Origin of the sequence: Mycolicibacterium gadium, from assembly GCF_010728925.1 — a bacterium.
In the GTDB taxonomy this organism is placed as follows: Bacteria; Actinomycetota; Actinomycetes; order Mycobacteriales; family Mycobacteriaceae; genus Mycobacterium; species Mycobacterium gadium.
In genome coordinates this window covers 1853958-1872615 of sequence record NZ_AP022608.1, presented here as the reverse complement: position 1 = coordinate 1872615, position 18658 = coordinate 1853958, and the positions used below count along the sequence as shown (strand labels likewise).

18 protein-coding genes are annotated in these 18658 nt (G+C 66.4%); 12 read left to right on the top strand and 6 right to left on the bottom strand.

What is annotated here, in order from left to right:
- Position 1: 1 nt before the first annotated feature.
- From G6N36_RS09375 to G6N36_RS09365, 3 genes are all read right to left on the bottom strand, one after another.
- Positions 2 to 1051, bottom strand: a complete 1050-nt coding sequence (locus G6N36_RS09375) for an NAD(P)-dependent alcohol dehydrogenase (protein ID WP_163686271.1) — start codon at positions 1049 to 1051, stop codon at positions 2 to 4.
- A 118-nt stretch (positions 1052 to 1169) separates the two neighbouring features.
- A complete protein-coding gene (locus G6N36_RS09370) occupies positions 1170 to 1445 on the bottom strand; it encodes a YciI family protein (protein ID WP_163686270.1) in 276 nt (91 codons plus the stop codon).
- 10 nt (positions 1446 to 1455) lie between these two features.
- The gene (locus G6N36_RS09365; protein ID WP_163686269.1) at positions 1456 to 2559 is read right to left on the bottom strand and encodes an iron-siderophore ABC transporter substrate-binding protein; all 1104 of its coding nucleotides are present in this window, start codon (positions 2557 to 2559) and stop codon (positions 1456 to 1458) included.
- 160 nt (positions 2560 to 2719) lie between these two features.
- Here G6N36_RS09365 and ctaD point away from each other — a divergent pair, with 160 nt between their 5' ends.
- Both ctaD and serB read left to right on the top strand, forming a co-directional pair.
- Positions 2720 to 4465 (top strand): aa3-type cytochrome oxidase subunit I, encoded by a 1746-nt coding sequence (gene ctaD, locus G6N36_RS09360; protein WP_163690567.1) that lies wholly within the window; start codon positions 2720 to 2722, stop codon positions 4463 to 4465.
- 37 nt (positions 4466 to 4502) lie between these two features.
- Complete coding sequence (serB, locus tag G6N36_RS09355) at positions 4503 to 5753, top strand: phosphoserine phosphatase SerB (RefSeq protein ID WP_179964751.1); 1251 nt, start codon at positions 4503 to 4505, stop codon at positions 5751 to 5753.
- A 78-nt stretch (positions 5754 to 5831) separates the two neighbouring features.
- On the opposite strand, the gene yczR is transcribed toward serB, so the two are convergent.
- On the bottom strand, positions 5832 to 7274 hold the full coding sequence (gene yczR / locus G6N36_RS09350; protein WP_163686268.1) for a MocR-like transcription factor YczR: 1443 nt from the start codon (positions 7272 to 7274) through the stop codon (positions 5832 to 5834).
- Between the two features lie 31 nt (positions 7275 to 7305).
- On the opposite strand from yczR, the gene G6N36_RS09345 reads away from it, so the two are divergent.
- The 8 genes from G6N36_RS09345 (at position 7306) to G6N36_RS09310 (ending at position 13489) form a co-directional block, all read left to right on the top strand.
- Positions 7306 to 7494: a hypothetical protein gene (locus G6N36_RS09345; protein ID WP_235689995.1), complete on the top strand. Its 189-nt coding sequence runs from the start codon at positions 7306 to 7308 to the stop codon at positions 7492 to 7494.
- A gap of 71 nt (positions 7495 to 7565) precedes the next feature.
- Positions 7566 to 8234, top strand: a complete 669-nt coding sequence (yczE, locus tag G6N36_RS09340; RefSeq protein ID WP_276068200.1) for a membrane protein YczE — start codon at positions 7566 to 7568, stop codon at positions 8232 to 8234.
- A complete protein-coding gene (locus tag G6N36_RS09335) occupies positions 8192 to 9034 on the top strand; it encodes an ABC transporter ATP-binding protein (protein ID WP_163686266.1) in 843 nt (280 codons plus the stop codon). The genes yczE and G6N36_RS09335 overlap by 43 nt, the downstream gene beginning before the upstream one ends.
- A complete protein-coding gene (locus G6N36_RS09330) occupies positions 9031 to 9876 on the top strand; it encodes an NUDIX hydrolase (RefSeq protein WP_163686265.1) in 846 nt (281 codons plus the stop codon). Before G6N36_RS09335 ends, G6N36_RS09330 begins: the two co-directional genes overlap by 4 nt.
- Complete coding sequence (locus tag G6N36_RS09325) at positions 9873 to 10520, top strand: enoyl-CoA hydratase (RefSeq protein WP_163686264.1); 648 nt, start codon at positions 9873 to 9875, stop codon at positions 10518 to 10520. The genes G6N36_RS09330 and G6N36_RS09325 overlap by 4 nt, the downstream gene beginning before the upstream one ends.
- A gap of 11 nt (positions 10521 to 10531) precedes the next feature.
- A complete protein-coding gene (locus G6N36_RS09320; protein ID WP_163686263.1) occupies positions 10532 to 11536 on the top strand; it encodes a class I SAM-dependent methyltransferase in 1005 nt (334 codons plus the stop codon).
- On the top strand, positions 11494 to 12696 hold the full coding sequence (locus tag G6N36_RS09315) for a THUMP-like domain-containing protein (protein WP_276068202.1): 1203 nt from the start codon (positions 11494 to 11496) through the stop codon (positions 12694 to 12696). The genes G6N36_RS09320 and G6N36_RS09315 overlap by 43 nt, the downstream gene beginning before the upstream one ends.
- Before the next feature lie 94 nt (positions 12697 to 12790).
- The gene (locus tag G6N36_RS09310) at positions 12791 to 13489 is read left to right on the top strand and encodes an esterase (protein ID WP_163686261.1); all 699 of its coding nucleotides are present in this window, start codon (positions 12791 to 12793) and stop codon (positions 13487 to 13489) included.
- Positions 13490 to 13496: 7 nt separating this feature from the next.
- Here the strand turns inward: G6N36_RS09310 and G6N36_RS09305 are convergent, their stop codons facing one another.
- Positions 13497 to 15044, bottom strand: a complete 1548-nt coding sequence (locus tag G6N36_RS09305) for an alanine/glycine:cation symporter family protein (protein WP_163686260.1) — start codon at positions 15042 to 15044, stop codon at positions 13497 to 13499.
- Between the two features lie 135 nt (positions 15045 to 15179).
- On the bottom strand, positions 15180 to 16478 hold the full coding sequence (locus G6N36_RS09300) for a BamB-related PQQ repeat family beta-propellar protein (protein WP_163686259.1): 1299 nt from the start codon (positions 16476 to 16478) through the stop codon (positions 15180 to 15182).
- Between the two features lie 90 nt (positions 16479 to 16568).
- Between G6N36_RS09300 and G6N36_RS09295 the strand changes: the two genes are divergently transcribed.
- Together G6N36_RS09295 and G6N36_RS09290 are read left to right on the top strand one after the other, a co-directional pair.
- Positions 16569 to 17306, top strand: a complete 738-nt coding sequence (locus G6N36_RS09295; RefSeq protein WP_083125997.1) for an acyltransferase — start codon at positions 16569 to 16571, stop codon at positions 17304 to 17306.
- A 17-nt stretch (positions 17307 to 17323) separates the two neighbouring features.
- The gene (locus G6N36_RS09290) at positions 17324 to 18631 is read left to right on the top strand and encodes a carboxylesterase family protein (protein WP_407938920.1); all 1308 of its coding nucleotides are present in this window, start codon (positions 17324 to 17326) and stop codon (positions 18629 to 18631) included.
- Positions 18632 to 18658 lie beyond the last annotated feature (27 nt).

The following is an 18658-nucleotide window of genomic DNA, read 5'->3' as shown; positions in this document are numbered from 1 at the left end:
TCTAGCCGCGCAGCGTCTCGGTATCGATCACGAACCGGTAGCGCACATCGCTGGCGAGCACCCGCTGGTACGCCTCGTTGATGTAATCCGGTGTGATGACCTCGATTTCGGGTCGCACGTCGTGTTCGGCGCAGAAATCCAGCATTTCCTGTGTCTCGGCGATGCCGCCGATCAACGATCCGGCCAGGCTGCGCCGACCGAAGACCAGCGACGGGGCAGTCACCGTCATGGGACGCTCGGGCATTCCGAGCTCGACCAGGGTCCCGTCGAGCTTCAACAGCTTCAGATAGGCATCCAGATCGAGGTTCGCCGAGACCGTGTTGAGTATCAGGTCGAACGAGCCGGCCAATGTTTCGAACGTCGCCGGGTCGGAGGTCGCGTAGTACTCGCCAGCACCCAACCGCAGACCGTCCTCCATCTTCTTCAGCGACTGGCTCAGCACCGTCACGTTCGCGCCCATCGCATGCGCGAGCTTGACGCCCATATGGCCGAGGCCGCCAAGGCCGACGACGGCCACGCTGGTATCCGGGCCCGCATTCCAGTGTCGCAACGGCGAATACAGCGTGATGCCCGCGCACAGCAGAGGCGCGGCGGCGTCCAGCGGCAAGCTGTCGGGAATGTGCAGTACGTAGTTCTCGTCGACGACGATCGCACCGCTGTACCCGCCCTGCGTCGGCTCACCGTCACGCCCGATCGCGTTGTAGGTACCCACCATCCCGGGGTTGGTGCAGTACTGCTCCTCGCCCGCTCGACAGCTGGCGCACTCCCGGCAGGAATCGACAAAGCACCCGACGCCGACCCGATCGCCCACCTTGAACGCCGTCACTTCCGGACCGACCTCGGTCACGACGCCGGCGATCTCGTGGCCTGGGACGACCGGATAGTTCGGGGTACCCCACTCGGATTTCACGGTGTGGATGTCTGAGTGACAGATGCCGGCGAAATGGATGTCGAATGCCACGTCGTGCGGTCCGACCTCGCGACGCGTAATGGTGGTCTTGGTCAGCGGCTCGGTGGCCGACGTGGCGGCGTATGCGGAAACTGTGGTCATGAAAACGGCCTTCCACCTTGGGTAATCACAAGAGAAATTCGCCGCGACAATGCGGCCTACGCTCACCCAAACGACCGGACCGGAGTGGTTCTTCCCCGCCGGAACTGTGAGTTAGTTCCTAAAGTCCTGGCGCCCGGAAGGCCCCGTTGAACGACAGCCGCTCGTAAGTGGCCACCTCGGCGGCCGTATAGGGGTCGTGGTCGACGACGGACTGCGCCTCCTCGGCGCTGAGGTCGCCCGTGATCAAGATTGCCCCGGACTCGTCCTCCAGGCGCCCCGCCAGCACGATGCGGCCGGCGGCGACCTCGCCCTTCAGCCATTCCAGATGGGCGGGCCTGGTCTCGTTGACGACGTCGGGCGGCTGCAGATAAGTGGACTTCAAGACGTGGAACATCTGCGCCACGCTAATTGATCGGAGCGTTTATCCACGGAAGGTCCGCGAGGATTCCGCGGGCGGCGACAATGCCTTCGCCGGTCTGCCACACCTCGTTGTTGACCGCGAAGATCCGGTTGTCGCGGTTGGCCGACAGCTTCCGCCACGCATCGCTTTCCATCACGCGCGGCGCCCGCTCTTTGGCCGCAGGGGAGTCGAACGAGAGGTAGACGATGTCGCCGTCGGCCGCGGAGAAGTCGGGCGAGTTGTCCAAGTCGGTGTCGGTGATACCGATCTCGATGAACGGTTTGTCTTTGAACCGTTGTGCCGCAGGACGATCGACGCCGACGGCTCCCAGCACACTGCCCGGGAAGTTGTCCGTGCCATACACCCGCGCCGTCGTCTCGGTGAACTGGACGACCGACGCTTGGAAATGGGTGGCGTCGTTCTCGGCACCGGTCTTGTCGGCAGCCCGTTCGAAGCCGTCGATCATCCCGTTCACCGAGTCCAGGCGACCGGTGGCTTCGCCGACGGTCCGCATATTGTCCTGCCACGCGCCGCCGGGCGGGCCGCTGAACACCGTAGGGGCGATCGCCGACAGCTCACCGAAATCGTCGGGCGTCAGCGCCTGCGAGCCGAGGATCAGGTCGGGGTTCGCGGCCTTGATCGCATCGATGTCAGGTGCGCTGCGGGTTCCCGCCCCGGGCACGTCGTGGATGACCTTGCCCAGATACGACGGTTGGCTGCTGGAGCCGTCGGGAAGCGCGGCGGCCACGATGCGCGTCTGCAGACCGAGCGCGCACAACGTGTCGAGCTGGTCGCCGGAGAGCACCACGATGCGCTGCGGATCCGCCCGCACCTCGGTTTCACCCGCCGCATGGCGGACCCGGCGGTCCGGTGGTCCGGGGTCGACGGGTGTGGGCTCGGGTGCACAAGATTCGTCTGGCCTGCGCTGATTGCCGAGTACGCCCGCGCCGGCGATCCTCGTGGTGCTCGTGACGACGGATTGCTGACCGGCGGTGGGGGCGGCGTCTCCGCCCAGCGATCCGCAGCCGCTGACAACGGTGATGGTGAGCGCGGTCGCAATCGCCGCCGAGGACGCCACCAGGCCGGCGCGGGGTCCGCTGATCAGCACGCCGCCGACGGTAACATCCGGGCAGCTCGTGGCAGGTCAGCCCGCGTCGTGATTCATTTACGACAGTTTGTAGGACCACCACGACTTCCGGGTACACCGGGAGCTAGGATTCATCAGTGAAGACCGCCGGGATTTCCCGACTGGATGTTTGGAGGATCTGTTGGTAGCCGAAGCGCCCCCAATAGGAGAACTCGAGGCTCGCCGTCCGTTCCCGGCCCGGATGGGCCCCAAGGGCAACCTGGTCTACAAGCTGATCACCACCACCGATCACAAGCTGATCGGCATCATGTACTGCGTCGCCTGCTTCATCTTCTTCTTCATCGGCGGGCTGATGGCGCTGTTCATGCGCACCGAGCTGGCGATGCCCGGACTGCAGTTCCTGTCCAATGAGCAGTACAACCAGCTGTTCACCATGCACGGCACGGTGATGCTGCTGTTCTACGCCACCCCGATCGTGTTCGGGTTCGCCAACCTCGTGCTGCCGCTGCAGATCGGCGCACCCGACGTGGCGTTCCCGCGCCTGAACGCCTTCTCGTTCTGGCTGTTCCTGTTCGGCGCGCTGATCGCGATCGCCGGCTTCATCACCCCCGGCGGCGCCGCCGACTTCGGCTGGACCGCCTACTCGCCGCTGACCGACGCGATCCACTCGCCCGGCGCGGGCGGTGACCTGTGGATCATGGGCCTGGCCGTCGGTGGTCTCGGCACCATCCTCGGTGGCGTCAACATGATCACCACCGTCGTCTGCATGCGCGCACCGGGCATGACCATGTTCCGGATGCCGATCTTCACCTGGAACATCCTGGTGACGTCGATCCTGGTGCTGATCGCGTTCCCGATCCTGACCGCCGCGCTGTTCGGCCTCGCCGCCGACCGCCATCTCGGCGCCCACATTTACGACCCAGCCAACGGCGGAGTGTTGTTGTGGCAGCACCTGTTCTGGTTCTTCGGGCATCCCGAGGTGTACATCATCGCGCTACCGTTCTTCGGCATCGTGACCGAGATCTTCCCGGTCTTCAGCCGCAAACCGGTGTTCGGTTACACCACCCTGATCTACGCGACGTTGTCGATCGCGGCGCTGTCCGTGGCGGTGTGGGCGCACCACATGTACGCGACCGGCGCCGTGCTGCTGCCGTTCTTCAGCTTCATGACGTTCCTCATCGCCGTGCCGACCGGTATCAAATTCTTCAACTGGATAGGCACGATGTGGAAGGGGCAGTTGACCTTCGAAACACCGATGCTCTTCTCGGTGGGCTTCCTCGTCACCTTCCTCCTCGGTGGTCTGTCGGGCGTGCTGCTGGCCAGCCCGCCGCTGGACTTCCACGTCACCGACTCCTACTTCGTCGTCGCACACTTCCACTACGTGCTCTTCGGCACGATCGTGTTCGCGACCTACGCGGGCATCTACTTCTGGTTCCCGAAGATGACGGGTCGACTTCTCGACGAGCGGTTGGGCAAGCTGCACTTCTGGTTGACCTTCATCGGGTTCCACGTGACGTTCCTGGTCCAGCACTGGCTGGGTGACGAGGGCATGCCGCGCCGGTACGCCGACTTCCTGCCGTCGGACGGCTTCACCGCGCTCAACGTCGTCTCCACGATCGGTGCGTTCATCCTCGGGATCTCGACGATTCCGTTCGTGTGGAACGTGTTCAAGAGCTGGCGTTACGGCGAGCCGGTCACGGTCGATGATCCGTGGGGTTACGGCAACTCATTGGAGTGGGCCACCAGCTGCCCGCCGCCGCGCCACAACTTCACCGAGCTTCCCCGGATCCGTTCGGAGCGGCCGGCTTTCGAGCTGCACTATCCCCACATGGTGGATCGGATGCGCGCCGAGGCGCATGTGGGTCGCGCACACGGGCCGGAGGACGGTGACGTGACGCGACTGGACGACGAGAACGTTCGCACCTGACGGGATTGCAGGTCTACCGGGGGTGAATGGGCGAAAGGTGGCTCCACCCATCGGATCTTCGCGCAAGCGCTCATCGGTGTTGATCACCGTCACCGGTCCGGATCAACCAGGTGTGACGTCGGCGCTTTTCGAGGTGCTGTCACGGCACAACGTCGAGCTTCTCAACGTCGAGCAGGTTGTCATTCGCTCTCGACTGACCCTGGGCGTACTGGTCGCTGGTCCTGACGAGGTCGCCGGTGGCGCCGCGCTGCACGACGAGGTGCGCCTAGCGGTCCAGGGATTCGGGTTGGATGTCACGATCGAGCCCAGCGATGGCCTACCCGTGCTGCGGGAACCGTCCACCCACACCATCGTCGTGCTCGGGCGTCCGATCAGCGCCGAGGCCTTCGGCGTCGTAGCTCGTGAAGTCGCGGCGTTGGGCGTCAACATCGACTTCATCCGAGGGGTCTCCGACTACCCGGTCACCGGCTTGGAGCTGCGGGTATCGGTGCCCGCCGGCAATGCATACGCGCAACTTCAGGCCGCGATGGCGCGGGTGGCGGTCAAAGAGGGTGTGGACATCGCACTCGAGGACTACAGCCTTTCGCGACGGGCCAAGCGGCTCATCGTCTTTGATGTCGACTCGACGCTGATCCAGGGAGAGGTCATCGAGATGCTCGCCCACCGGGTCGGCGCCCACGCGGCGGTCGCCGAGATCACCGAGGCGGCCATGCGAGGCGAGTTGGACTTCACCGAGTCGTTGAACCGTCGGGTCGCCACGTTGGCCGGGCTACCCGCCAAGGTGCTGGAGGAGGTCGGCGAGCAGATCGAGCTGACACCTGGTGCGCGGACGACGCTACGGACATTGCGGCGCTTGGGCTTTCACTGCGGAATCGTGTCCGGCGGCTTCCGCCAGGTCATCGAACCGCTGGCGCATGAGCTCGAGATGGATTTCGTCGCGGCCAACGAGCTCGAGATCGTCGACGGAAAACTGACCGGTCGGGTGGTGGGGCAGATCATCGACCGGCCAGGGAAAGCCAAGGCGCTGCGCGACTTCGCCCACCAGGCCGGGGTGCCGATGGAGCAGACGGTGGCCGTCGGTGACGGCGCCAATGACATCGACATGCTCACCGCCGCCGGCCTGGGGGTGGCATTCAACGCGAAACCGGCGTTGCGCGAAGTCGCCGACGCGTCGATCAGCCACCCGTACCTTGACACTGTGCTGTTCATCCTGGGCATCACCCGCGGGGAGATCGAGGCCGCCGACGCACGCGACGGTCTCATGCGGCGCGTCGACATCCCCGACTGACTCGTTGGCGAGCGCGAGCGACCGCAAAATGCCGACATTTGGCGGCGTGTCGTGTACCAACACGGTCACTCGGGCGATCTAGACGACGACGGTCGTCGGCTCCGGCGCTGCCGAACCGGTGATGCTGTGCCACGCACGGGCCAGCAATTCGATGGCCTCGGCGAGCTGCTCCTCGGGCAGCGCGTACGGGATGCGCACGAATCGTTCCAGCGTTCCGTCGACCCCGAAGCGCGGCCCCGCGGGCAGCTCGAGGCCCAACCGCGAGGCGGCCGCCGACAGCGCGGTGCTCATCGGCGCGGGCAGGCGCACCCAGAGCGACATGCCGCCGACGCCTGTGCCGGGTTCCCAGTCGGGTAGGTGACGACTCAGCAGCGACTGCAGCAGGGCGCGACGGGTCCGCAGGATCTCGCGGCGCTCAGGCAGGATCTCCTCGCGGGAGCCGAGCAGCCTTGCCGCGGCGAACTGTTCGAGCACCGGGGTCCCCATGTCGATCGACGGCCGCAGCGCGGCGATCGTCGCGATGGTGGCGCGCTCGGCGCGGATCCAGCCGACGCGCAATCCACCCCAGAACGACTTCGACATCGAGCCGACGGTAATGACCAGGTCACGTCGCGTCGTCATGAACGCCGCCAGGGGGGTCGGCATCGGCTCGTCCAGCCACATGTCGAGGATCGTCTCGTCGATGACGGTGCGGGTACGTGTCTCGGCGATGATGCGGGCCAAGCGTTTCCGGTCCTCCACCGGCATCGTGAGCCCAGTGGGGTTCTGGTTGTCCGGGATGAAGTACGCAAGGTTCGGTGCGAGCTGGTGGACCGCCGCCTGCACGGCGTCGAGCTCCCAGCCGGACTCGGTCATCGCGACCGGGACCGGTCGCGCCCCTGCGGTGGTGATGGCGGACAGTGAGCCGTGATAGGTGGGCTGCTCGACCAGCACGCGGTCGCCCGGCTGCACGTACGTCGTCAGGATCAACGAGATCGCGTGCAGCGCGCCGGTCGTCACCAACACCTCTTCGGGATCGGTGGGAAGGCCACGCTCGCAATATCTTTCAGCGATCGCCTGACGCAGCGTGCTTACCCCGACGAGTTCGTGTCCCGGTTCGTGCAGGTACGGCGTGACGTCGCGGGTGGCGTCGACGAACGCCTCCATGACGGCGGCCGCGGGAGCGGACAGGGCTGCCGCGGCCAGACTCAGTGCGGTCGGCATGGCGTCGTTCCTGACCGTGGGCGCGACCGGCAGTGCCGTCGTGCTTCTGGCCCCTCGACGAGCGTTGAGATAGCCGTCCTCGCGAAGTTGGGTGAAGGCGGCGGTGACCGTCGTGCGCGAGACCCGCAGCGCGTCGGCGAGCGTGCGCTCGCTGGGCAGTCGTGCGCCGACCGGTACCCGGCCGTCGATGATCAGCAACCGGATCGCGTCGGCCAATCCCTGGTAGGCAGGTCCACTTTGACTGGACGTGCGCCAATTGCCCAGTTCGCGGGCCAAGAGGTCCACATCCAGCGCTCTGGCGGCCATTTCCACTGTCATTTGCAAGCCAGTATGCGCTAACTGGCTATTGATGGGCAAGCCAGTCGGCCGGATTATCGAATATGTGAGAACGAATTGGATATCAAAACTGGGCCGCGAATTGGCGAGGATGTTCAGCTGGCAGGCGCCGGCCGGATGCGTTGACTTCCTCGACCGCGATGCCGAGCGCATGGCGCGCGAAGTGGAGCTCATCCGCATGCGCTTCCCGCATCACTCGTGACGGGCGCGTTGACGCGAGGGTCGCTGCGCGGTACGGCGCTACTGGTCGGCCTTGCCGGTTACGGCTTGTCGATGGCGATGATGGTGCGCTCCGAGCTGGGACTCGACCCCTGGGATGTGTTCCATCAGGGGTTGGCCGTGCACACGGGCATGACGATCGGCATCGCGTCCGGGGTGGTCGGCGTCGTCGTGCTGCTGGCGTGGATACCGCTGCGGAACCGGCCCGGCATCGGCACCATCGCCAACGTCATCGTCATCGCGGTCACCGTCGACCTCGGTCTGCTGCTGATGCAGGCGCCGACGTCGATGCCGGCGCGCATCGCGATGATGGTCGGCGCCGTCGTGCTCAACGCGTTCAGCACCGTGCTCTACGTCGGTGCCGGGCTTGGTCCGGGTCCCCGCGATGGCCTGATGACTGGACTGGTCGTACGAACCGGCTTGTCGGTGCGATTGGTCCGTACGTCGATCGAGGCGACCGTGCTGGCGATCGGATGGCTGCTCGGCGGCACGGTCGGCGTCGGCACCGTGCTCTACGCGTTCGGCATCGGTCCGCTTGTCCAGTTCTTCGTGCGCATCACGCCGAAGCGTGTTCTTGCCGTCAGCGGGTGGGCCAACGTCGTACAAGCTGGCGACTTGTGCACGAATAGGAGCGCTGGGCGCAACAAATCGTGCACAAATCGCCCCACTACGATGGGCAGGTGCCAGTCGTCGAAGGAGATACAGCCGACCCCGACCTGCTGATCGACTTCGCCAAGGTGTCGCTGCGCCGAGGCGGCCGGGTTCTGGTGGGGCCCATCACCTGGTCGGTCGAACTCGACGAACGCTGGGTGGTCATCGGCCCCAACGGCGCGGGCAAGACGTCACTACTGCGAATCGCCGCCGCGATGGAGCATCCGTCCACGGGTACAGCGCTGGTCCTCGGTGAGCGCCTCGGCAGGACCGACATGGCAGAGTTGCGGTCCCGCGTCGGATTGAGCAGTTCCGCGCTTTCGCAGCGGGTGCCCGACGATGAGGTGGTCCGCGACCTGGTCGTGTCGGCCGGATATTCGGTGATGGGCCGGTGGCGGGAGCGTTACGACGACATCGACTACGAGCAGGCGATAGACATGCTCGAAAGCGTCGGCGCCGAGCATCTCGCCGAACGCGCCTACGGCACCCTTTCCGAGGGGGAGCGCAAGCGCGTGCTGATCGCGCGGTCGATGATGACCGATCCCGAATTGCTTCTGCTCGACGAGCCCGCGGCGGGCCTCGACCTCGGCGGTCGCGAAGACCTCCTTGCGCGACTGGAGGACCTGGCTCTCGACCCGGATTCGCCGGCGCTGGTGCTCGTCACCCACCACGTCGAGGAGATCCCGCGCGGCTTCTCCCACGGCCTGATCCTGTCGGAGGGCAAGGTCGTCGACTCCGGCCTGCTTCCCGACGTCCTGACCGCCGAGAATCTGTCCACCGCGTTCGGCCAGTCGATCCTTCTCGAGAACGCCGACGGACGCTACTTCGCGCGTCGGGCCAGAAGCCGTGCGGCGCACAGGAGGCGAGCATGACCGAAGATCCACTGGTCCCCAGACCGGCCGCGACGGTCATGCTCGTCCGCGATAAACGCCCCGGCATGGCCGGGGAAATTGAAGTTTTTCTGATGCGGCGGCACTCGGCGATGGACTTCGTCGCCGGAGTGATGGTGTTCCCCGGCGGTGGCGTCGACGACCGCGACCGCAACGCCGACATCGCTTGGTACGGGCCCGAACCCGTCTGGTGGGCGGAACGACTCGGCGTCGCGCCCGATCTGGCCGAGGCGCTGGTGTGCGCCGCGGCGCGGGAGACCTTCGAAGAGTCCGGTGTGTTGTTCGCCGGGCCTGCCGACGATCCCGACGGAATCGTCAGTGACGCGTCGATCTACGGCGACGCCCGGACGGCGCTGGCGAATCACTCGCTGTCCTTCGCCGATTTCCTGCGTAGCGAGAAGTTGGTGCTGCGCGCGGATCTGCTTCGCCCGTGGGCGAATTGGGTGACGCCCAAGGAGGAGCGCACCCGCCGCTACGACACCTACTTCTTCGTGGGTGCGCTACCGGAGGGCCAGCGCGCTGACGGTGAGAACACTGAAACCGATAAAGCGTTCTGGAGCACCCCGCAGGCCGGTCTCGACGAGTTCGCCGAGGGCAAATCGTTCCTGCTTCCGCCCACGTGGACGCAGCTCGATTCACTCAACGGGCGCACAGTCGCCGAAGTGCTTGCCGTGGAACGCAAGATCGTGCCGGTCGAGCCGCATCTTGCGGCCGATGCGGACACCGGCAACTGGGAGATCGAGTTCTTCAACAGCGACCGGTACAACGCCGCACGCAACCGTCGCGCGCCCGACGGCTACACGAAAGACGCGCCGCTGGCATGAACGAGTTCGTATCCGTCCACACCAGCGATGAGTACCCGGGCATCGCGACGCTGCTGCTGTCCCGGCCGCCGACCAACGCGCTCACCCGGCAGGTGTACCGCGAGCTCGAAGCGGCCGCGGCGGATATCGGCCGTCGGGAGGACGTCCGCGCCGTCATCGTCTTCGGTGGCCACGAGATCTTCTCCGCCGGCGACGATGTACCCGAGCGGTCGCTGCTCAACAGCGCCGAATCCGTAGAAGCGGCCCGGGTGTGCCGGAGCGCGGTCGACGCGCTCGCTGCGATCCCCAGGCCGACGGTCGCCGCGATCACGGGGTACGCGCTGGGCGGGGGACTGAACCTGTCGCTGGCTGCGGACTGGCGGGTGGCCGGCGACAACGTCAGGTTCGGGGTGACCGAGATTCTGGCCGGACTGGTGCCCGCGGGTGGCACGTCGCGGCTGGTCAGCACGGTCGGCCTGTCCAAGGCGAAGGACATGGTGTTCAGCGGGCGGTTCATGGACGCCAAGGAGGCGCTGGCACTGGGCCTGATCGACGAGATGGTCGCGCCCGACGGCGTATACGACGCGGCCCTGGCGTGGGCGCAACGGTTCGTCGAACGCCCAGCTCAGGTACTGGCTGCCGCCAAGGCGACGTTCGACCTTTAGGCTGCCCTGTTATGAGCTTTGAGGAATCCCATACTGCCTCCGACGTCGCCGCCGAGGCGGCTCCGGTCCCCAATCCGCACGCCACCGCGGAGCAGGTCGAGGCGGCCCGCCACGACTCCAAGCTCGCCCAGGTGCTGTACCACGACTGGGAAGCCGAGTCGTACGACGACAAATGGTCCATCTCCTACGACAAGCGCTGCGTCGACTACGCCCGCGATCTGTTCGACGCCACCGTGCCCGAGGAAGAGCTGCGCAACTTGCCCTACGACCGTGCCCTCGAGCTCGGCTGCGGTAGCGGCTTTTTCCTCCTCAACCTGATCCAGGCCGGGGTGGCGCGCCGCGGTTCGGTCACCGACCTGTCGCCGGGCATGGTGAAGGTGGCCCTGCGCAACGGCGAGAACCTCGGCCTCGAGATTGACGGCCGGGTCGCCGACGCGGAAGGCATTCCGTACGACGACGACACCTTCGATCTCGTCGTCGGCCACGCCGTGTTGCATCACATCCCGGATGTCGAGTTGTCGCTGCGTGAGGTCGTGCGGGTGCTCAAGCCCGGCGGCCGGTTCATCTTCGCGGGCGAGCCGAGCAACGCCGGTGAGAACTACGCGCGGCCGTTGTCGACGTTGACGTGGCGCGCGGTGACGAACCTGACGAAACTGCCGGGCTTGTCTAGCTGGCGCCGCCCGCAGGAGGAGCTCGACGAGTCCTCACGAGCGGCCGCGCTGGAAGCGATCGTCGACTTGCACACCTTTTCGCCCGGCGACTTGGAGCGCATGGCACGCAGCGCGGGTGCCGTCGAGGTAGACACTGCCACAACGGAATTCACCGCTGCGATGCTCGGCTGGCCGTTGCGCACGCTCGAGGCCGCGGTACCGCCCGGCCGGCTGGGTTGGGGCTACGCGAAGTTCGCCTTCAACAGCTGGATCGCATTGAGTTGGGTTGACAACAACCTGTGGCGGCAGGTGGTCCCCAAGGGCTGGTTCTACAACGTGATGGTCACCGGGGTCAAGCCGTCGTAGATTTTTCGCTCGACGACGTCGAGTATCTGTGCAGCGCCGTCGGGAAGCAGGCGCTGCGCAACGTCGCTGACCTGCGGCTCACCGATGCCACATTGGTCGCCGATATCGCCACGGCGCGTAGGCGTTTCGGTGAAAGGTCCGCTGTTCTGGTGGAAACAACGCTCTTGCGGCGCAGGGCCGCGGCGAAGTTCGACGATCCCGGAGACTGGCTGTTCACCGATGAGGCGCTGCAGCAGGCGACGGCGCAACGCGTCGCCGTTCACCGGGCCCGGCGCTTGTCGGGCGCAGTGGTGCACGACGCGACGTGTTCCGTCGGCACCGAACTTGCCGCGCTGCGGAACTGCGCGGCCGCTCTCATCGGCAGTGATCTCGACCCGGTCCGGTTGGCGATGGCGCGCAACAACGTGGTGGGCGTGGATGTGTGCCGGGCCGACGCGCTGCGGCCGATCACCGCTTCGGGCGTCGTCCTGCTCGACCCGGCGCGCCGCAGCGGCGGACGGCGCCGGTTCGATCCGCGGGATTACACCCCGGGACTCGATGCGCTGCTCGACGTGTACGGCGGCCGGGATATCGCCGTAAAGTGCGCGCCGGGAATCGATTTCGACGGGATCAAGCAGCTGGGTTTCACCGGTGAAATCGAGGTGACGTCGGCCAGCGGCGGTGTGCGTGAAGCGTGTCTGTGGTCGATGGGACTGGCGGCGCCCGGCGTGACCCGCCGAGCCAGCATGCTCGACACAGGGGAGGAGATCACCGACGCCGACCCCGACGACTGCACAGTCGCGCCGGCCGGTCGATGGATTGTCGATCCCGACGGCGCGGTTGTCCGCGCGGGCCTGGTGCGCCACTACGGCGCCAGACATGATCTGTGGCAACTCGACGCCGAAATCGCCTACCTGTCCGGTGACCGGTTACCGACCGGGGTTCGTGGTTTCGAGGTGCTCGAGGAACTCGGCTACAGCGAACGCCGCCTGCGTCAGGCGCTTTCGGGCCGCGACGTGGGTGCAGCCGAAATCCTGGTCCGTGGTGTCGATGTCGATCCCGACGCGCTGCGGCAGCGCCTCAGACTGCGGGGTACGCAGGCGGTCTCGGTGGTGATCACCCGCCTCGGCGCTGGGGCCGCAAGCAGGGCAACGGCATTCATCTGCCGCCCCTCTCGCTGAATTTCTGCGGTTTCGACCGTTCGCGCAAAGTCCACGTACCCTGACAGTGATGCACCGGCGATCGAGCCGGAGCCGGCTGCGAGGACGTCCAACGATGCGCATTCTCAGAATGGCGGCCGCCGTCATGGCGGCGTGCGCCGTTGCCGGCACCGTCGGCACTCCGACAGCGATGGCTCAGTCGGCGTGCGCCGAGTTGGGCGGTACCGTTGCCCCGGACCAAACCTGTCGGGTGCACGCCGAAAACGACACCTACCTCCTGGATTTCACCTTCCCGGCGCAGTACCCGGATCAGCGGGCGGTGGCCGACTACCTGACGCAGGCGCGCGTCGGCTTCGTCAACGTCTCGGAGATGCCCGGCTCCCGCGGTCTGCCTTATGTACTCGACGCCAAGGGCACCGGCTACCGTTCGGGGTTGCCCCCGCTCGGCACTGAGAGCTTGGTGTTCGAGGTGTACCAGAACGTCGGTGGCGCGCGTCCGCAGACCTACTACGAGTCGTTCAACTGGAACCTCGCCACCAAGGCGCCCATCATGTTCGACTCGCTGTTCAAACCGGGCGCCAAACCTCTTGACGTCATCTACCCCGCGGTGAACGACGACCTGTTCAAAACGCAAGGGGTGCTGAACGCGATACCGCAGAGCGTGGGACTCGATCCGGCCAATTACCAGAACTTCGCGCTGACCGATGACAAGGTGCTCTTCTTCTTCGGCCAGGGCCAGATGCTCGCGGAATCGGCGGGGCCGGTCCAGGCGTCGGTGCCGCGCGCGACTCTCGCGCCGATGCTGGCGCTCTAGGCTGCGGTCATGTTCGCGCGGTCTCGCGGTCCTTGCCGGTGACGGGGTCGTAGTTCTCCCAGAACGTGGCGTTCTTGATGTCCAGCGCTTGCGGGTCGAACACCGGATCCAGCCCCGCCCGCTTCTGCTTCTCGTAATCCCAGAGTGCGCGGTAGGCAGGTTGCTGCAGGACGATGATGCCGATGATGTTCAGCCACGCCATCAGGCCGACGCCGATGTCACCCAGCGTCCACGCATCCGATGCGGTGGACACCGCGCCGATGGTCACCGAGACCAGGATCAGTGCCTGCAGCAACATCGTCGTGTTCGACCCGACCGTGCCCCGGATGTACGGGACGTCGACGGTGTTGGCCTTGCCCAGCAGGAATCGAAGGTTGGTCTCGGCCATGTAGTAGTAGGCGATGATCGTGGTGATGCAGAAGAACGCCAGCGATATCGCGATGAAACTCGATCCTGCGCCGTTCCAGAGGGTGTCGAAACCAACTTGCGCGAACGTCGGGCCCACCTCGGCGTCGGCGGGCAGGATCGAACCGCCTTCGCGAATGACCGCACCGTCGGCACTCTCGCCCTCGAACACCCGGTAGGCCCCGGTGGACAGGATCAGGAAGCCGGTGGCCGTGCAGATGAACAGCGTGTCGATGTACACGGCGAATGCCTGCACCAGGCCCTGCTTGGCTGGATGCGAGACCTCGGCGGCGGCCGCGGCGTGCGGACCGGTGCCCTGGCCCGCCTCGTTGGAGTAGATGCCGCGCTTGACGCCCCACATCACCGCGGAGCCGATGATCGCGCCGAAAGCCGAGTCGAGCCCGAACGCGCTGGAGAAGATCAGCGAGATCAGGCCGGGGATCTCGCCGGCGTTGAGCAGCACGATGATCATTGCGAGGACGATGTAGACAACGGCCATGAACGGCACCACCACCGACGCGAAAGTCGCGATCCGCTTGACCCCGCCGATGATGACGAACGCCAGCACGATCACGGTGCCGACGGCCACCCACCACTTGGACCAGCCCCAGGCGGAGTTCATCGCCGAGGCCATCGAGTTGGACTGGACGCTGGGCAGCAGCAGGCCCATCGCCAAGATGGTGACCGCGGCGAAGACATAGCCGTACACCTTCATCGCGGGCGCCGCGGCGGTGTTCGCGAAGGCTCGACTGAGGTAGTAGGCGGGCCCACCGCGATACTCGCCGGTGAGCGGATCGCGGGTCTTGTAGATCTGGCCCAGCGTGCATTCGACGAACGAGGTCGACGCGCCGAGGAAGGCGACGGTCCACATCCAGAACAGCGCGCCGGGACCGCCGAATGCGATCGCCGTCGCGACACCGGCGATGTTGCCGGTGCCGACCCGCCCGGCCAGCGACATCGTCAAAGCCTGGAACGAGGACACCCCCGACGGTGACTTCTCACCCTTGAGCATCAGCCGAATCATCTCGGGGACCTGACGGACTTGAACGAAGCGGGACCGCACGGAGAAGTACAGGCCCGCAGCGAGACACAGGTAGACCAGCGCATTGCTCCAGACGTAACCGTTCACCGTCGTGAGGAATTCGGACAAGGTTGCCTCCCTGGCGCTGTTGGAAGATGCGACGTCCGGGATGGTGGCATGCCTGTGGCCGCGGGCTGTTACGAAGCGGTGACATTGTTGTTAGGCCGCGACCGACGGTCGGTTTCACGCGACGAACGGTCAGCGCTACGCGGGCGCGAATCCGTACACGCGGCCTTCGCTCGTCGCGGTGACGACGCGGCGGTCATGTCCGATGGAGACACCAACGGGCCAGCCGCCCGCGTTGGGCAGGGGATAGCGGTTGAGGGTGCGGCCGTCTGCCGGGTCGAACACGAGCAACGCCTGACCGCTTTCCCCGTCGCCTGCGACCGCGTACGCCGTATGTGCGCCGGACTGACTCGATGTCGTCAGCGGTGCGACGTCGTCGCGGGTCCACACCACCTCGCCCCGGTCACCGGAATCCCTGATGCCCATCAGCTTCGCGCCTGGTCCACCGCCGGCCACGATCAGCCCGTCGGGTGACACCGACGGCGGCGTCTGCGCCAGATAGTCCAGTGGCACCGACCATTTCGGCTCACCGTTGTCGGTGTTGATCGCCCACAGGTGTTCGTCGCGTCCGTTGACGTACACGGTCGATCCGTCCGCGGACAGCACCGGGCTGGCGAGCGGACCGCCACCGACAGCGTCGCTGGTCCACTCGCGCGTGAGCAGCGGGTTCTGCCCCGGGCGGTAGCGCAACCCGACGAGAACGGGAGCGTCGGTTTCCGGCTCCCACAGGCTGAGCACGACGCTGCCGGTCTGTTCCGCGAAGGCCGGTGCGGCCGCCACCGGGCAGCGCGAACGGGCAGGTCGACAGTCGGCGAGTCCGCGCTCGGGGTCCTTGGGGTCGACACCGGCGACGAGATCCAGGGGAGACCCGTCGACCACACCCTTTTGGGCGTCGAACACGAGCACCTGGCCCAGGTGCGTCACCACCAGCAGATGGCCCGGAGCCAAGATTCGCGGCGTGGTCGGCATCCCGATGACGGGTTGACGCCAGCGGATCCACTGCGTCGGCGGGAACGAGAGCATTGCACCGGGCTGGCCGACGTAGAGGTTGTCGAAGCCATCAAAGAGAGGACCGGACAGCGGGCCTTCGGTACCCGGCCCCTGCGCCAACCGGGTGCACCAGCGCTGCCGGGCACGATTGTCGGTCTCCCACACCATCAGCGAGCAGCCCGCCGGGGTCTGCGCGTTCACGGCCAGGTAGCTGCCTGATCCCAGCGCGACCGAGGCGGCGAGTTCACCCTTGACCGAGCGCGTCCACTCCAGCCGTAACCCGTCGGCGCCCGCGGTCGATTCGTAGCTGCTGTTGCGGGCGTCGCCGTACTGGGCGGGCCAGCCCGACGCAGGATGGGCATCGACCCAGCTGTCGGTGTTCCCGCACCCCGCCAATGCGGCCGTGATCAGCACTGTTGACGCCAGCACGATCGATCGCCGGAACACTGCGCCCTTTCGGTTTCGTTCAAGAAGGCCTTGGAAGTCCCAGTGAGGGTAACCGTTCGGCGCCGGGCGGCTCGCGTAGGCTTTCCGGCCATGACGACGATGTGGGGCGCGCCGCTACACAAGCGGTGGCGGGGTTCGCGGCTGCGCGACCCGCGCCAGGCCAAGTTCCTCACCATGGCCTCGCTGAAATGGGTCATCGCCAATCGGGCCTACACGCCGTGGTACCTCGTGCGTTACTGGCGGCTGCTGAAGTTCAAGCTCGCCAACCCGCACATCATCACCCGCGGCATGGTCTTCCTCGGCAAGGGCGTGGAGATCCAGGCGACGCCGGAGCTGTCGACGATGGAGATCGGTCGCTGGGTGCACATCGGCGACAAGAACACGATCCGCTGCCACGAAGGCTCGCTGCGATTCGGCGACAAGGTCGTCCTCGGCAGAGACAACGTGATCAACACTTATCTCGACATCGAACTCGGTGACTCCGTGCTGATGGCGGACTGGGTCTATGTGTGCGACTTCGACCACCGGATGGACAGTGTCGAGCTGCCGATCAAGGACCAGGGCATCATCAAGGGACCGGTGCGCATCGGGCCCGACACCTGGGTCGCGACCAAGGTGACGATCCTGCGCAACACGATGATCGGCCGCGGCTGCGTACTGGGATCGCACGCGGTGGTCAAGGGTGAGATCCCGGACTTCTCGATCGCCGTCGGCGCACCCGCGAAAGTCGTCAAGAACCGGAAGCTTTCCTGGGAGACCTCGGCGGCCCAGCGCGCCGAGCTTGCCGCCGCTCTGGCCGATATCGAACGCAAGAAAGCGGCGCGCTGACCAACTCGCAGTTGTCGTTGCGGCGCGTCGATCTGTCGACGGGCCCTGCTCTCATCGAAGACGACGGCGTGCTTGTGCGGGCGCGGGGTGTGCCTTACGCCAGCGCAAGCCGGTTCGTGTCGCCGACGTCGCCCACCAACTGGGACGAGCCCCGCGAGCTGACCGTGCGCGGGCCCGTGTGTCCGCAACTGCCGTCGCGGCTGTTGTTCGTGACAGGTCCGGTCACCGAGGGGCTGCAATACAGCGAGGACTGCCAAGTTCTCAGTGTCACCGCCCCCAGCGATGCCGACGGTCTGCCGGTGATGGTGTGGTTTCACGGCGGCGCCTATGTCTCAGGAGGCGGTGAGTCCTCGAACTACGACCCCGACAACCTCGTCGGCGAGGGCCGCGTCGTGGTGGTCACCGTCAGCTACCGGCTCGGCATCCTCGGCTACTGCACCCCACTTGGCGTGGACGAAGACAACCTCGGTCTCCGTGACCAGCTGCTGGCGCTGCGGTGGATCCACGACAACATCGCCGCATTCGGCGGTGACCCGGCGCGCGTCACATTGTTCGGACAGTCCGCAGGCGGTGACTCGGTGTACTCGCTGATGCTGTCGGAGGCCGCCGACGGCCTGTACTCGCGTGCGATCATCCAGAGCGCGCCGCTGGATATGCGTGAGGGCCGAGACGAGATGACGGCGGCGATGAGGGCCGCCGCAGCGGAATCGCTCGGCGACACAGACCCTTTCGCGGCCGGCGTCGAAGATCTGCATCGTGCCCAGGTCGCGGCTTTGGTGGCGGCGCAACCGTTCGGCCTCGTCAGCGGAATGGCGTTCGGGCCGATGCTGGGCGTCGATCCCCTTCCGCCGGCAGGTGAAGTGAGCGCCCGGATCGCGCACGTGGCGCGAAAGGTGGACCTGCTCGTCGGCTGCACCAGGCTCGACGCGGCCCCGTTCGTCGAAATCAATCCACGAGCGTCGCGGTTGCGCGCATTGGGACCGTTCGCGAAACCCGCCGCACGCGTGGCCTCGGCAACGATGACCCGTCAGATCTTCAGCGGGCCTGCCGGCCGGTTCGCCGGTCGGTGGCGAAGCGAGGGGGGCCGCGCGGCGGTGTACCGGCTCGACTGGTCGCCTCGACGCGCGCCGCTGGGTGCCTGCCACTGTATGGATCTGCCCCTGCTGCTGGGTACGGTTTCTGCGTGGGCGGGCGCGCCGATGCTTGGCCCACACCCAAACTCGGTGGATCACGAACTGGCCGTGCGGATGCGCGCGCTGTGGAGTCGCTTCGCCTACCACGGTGTCGACGCCCTGGGCACCGAGCGGCTGCGCCTAGGTGCTTGACCGGCAGCGTACTAAGAGCATTTGCGC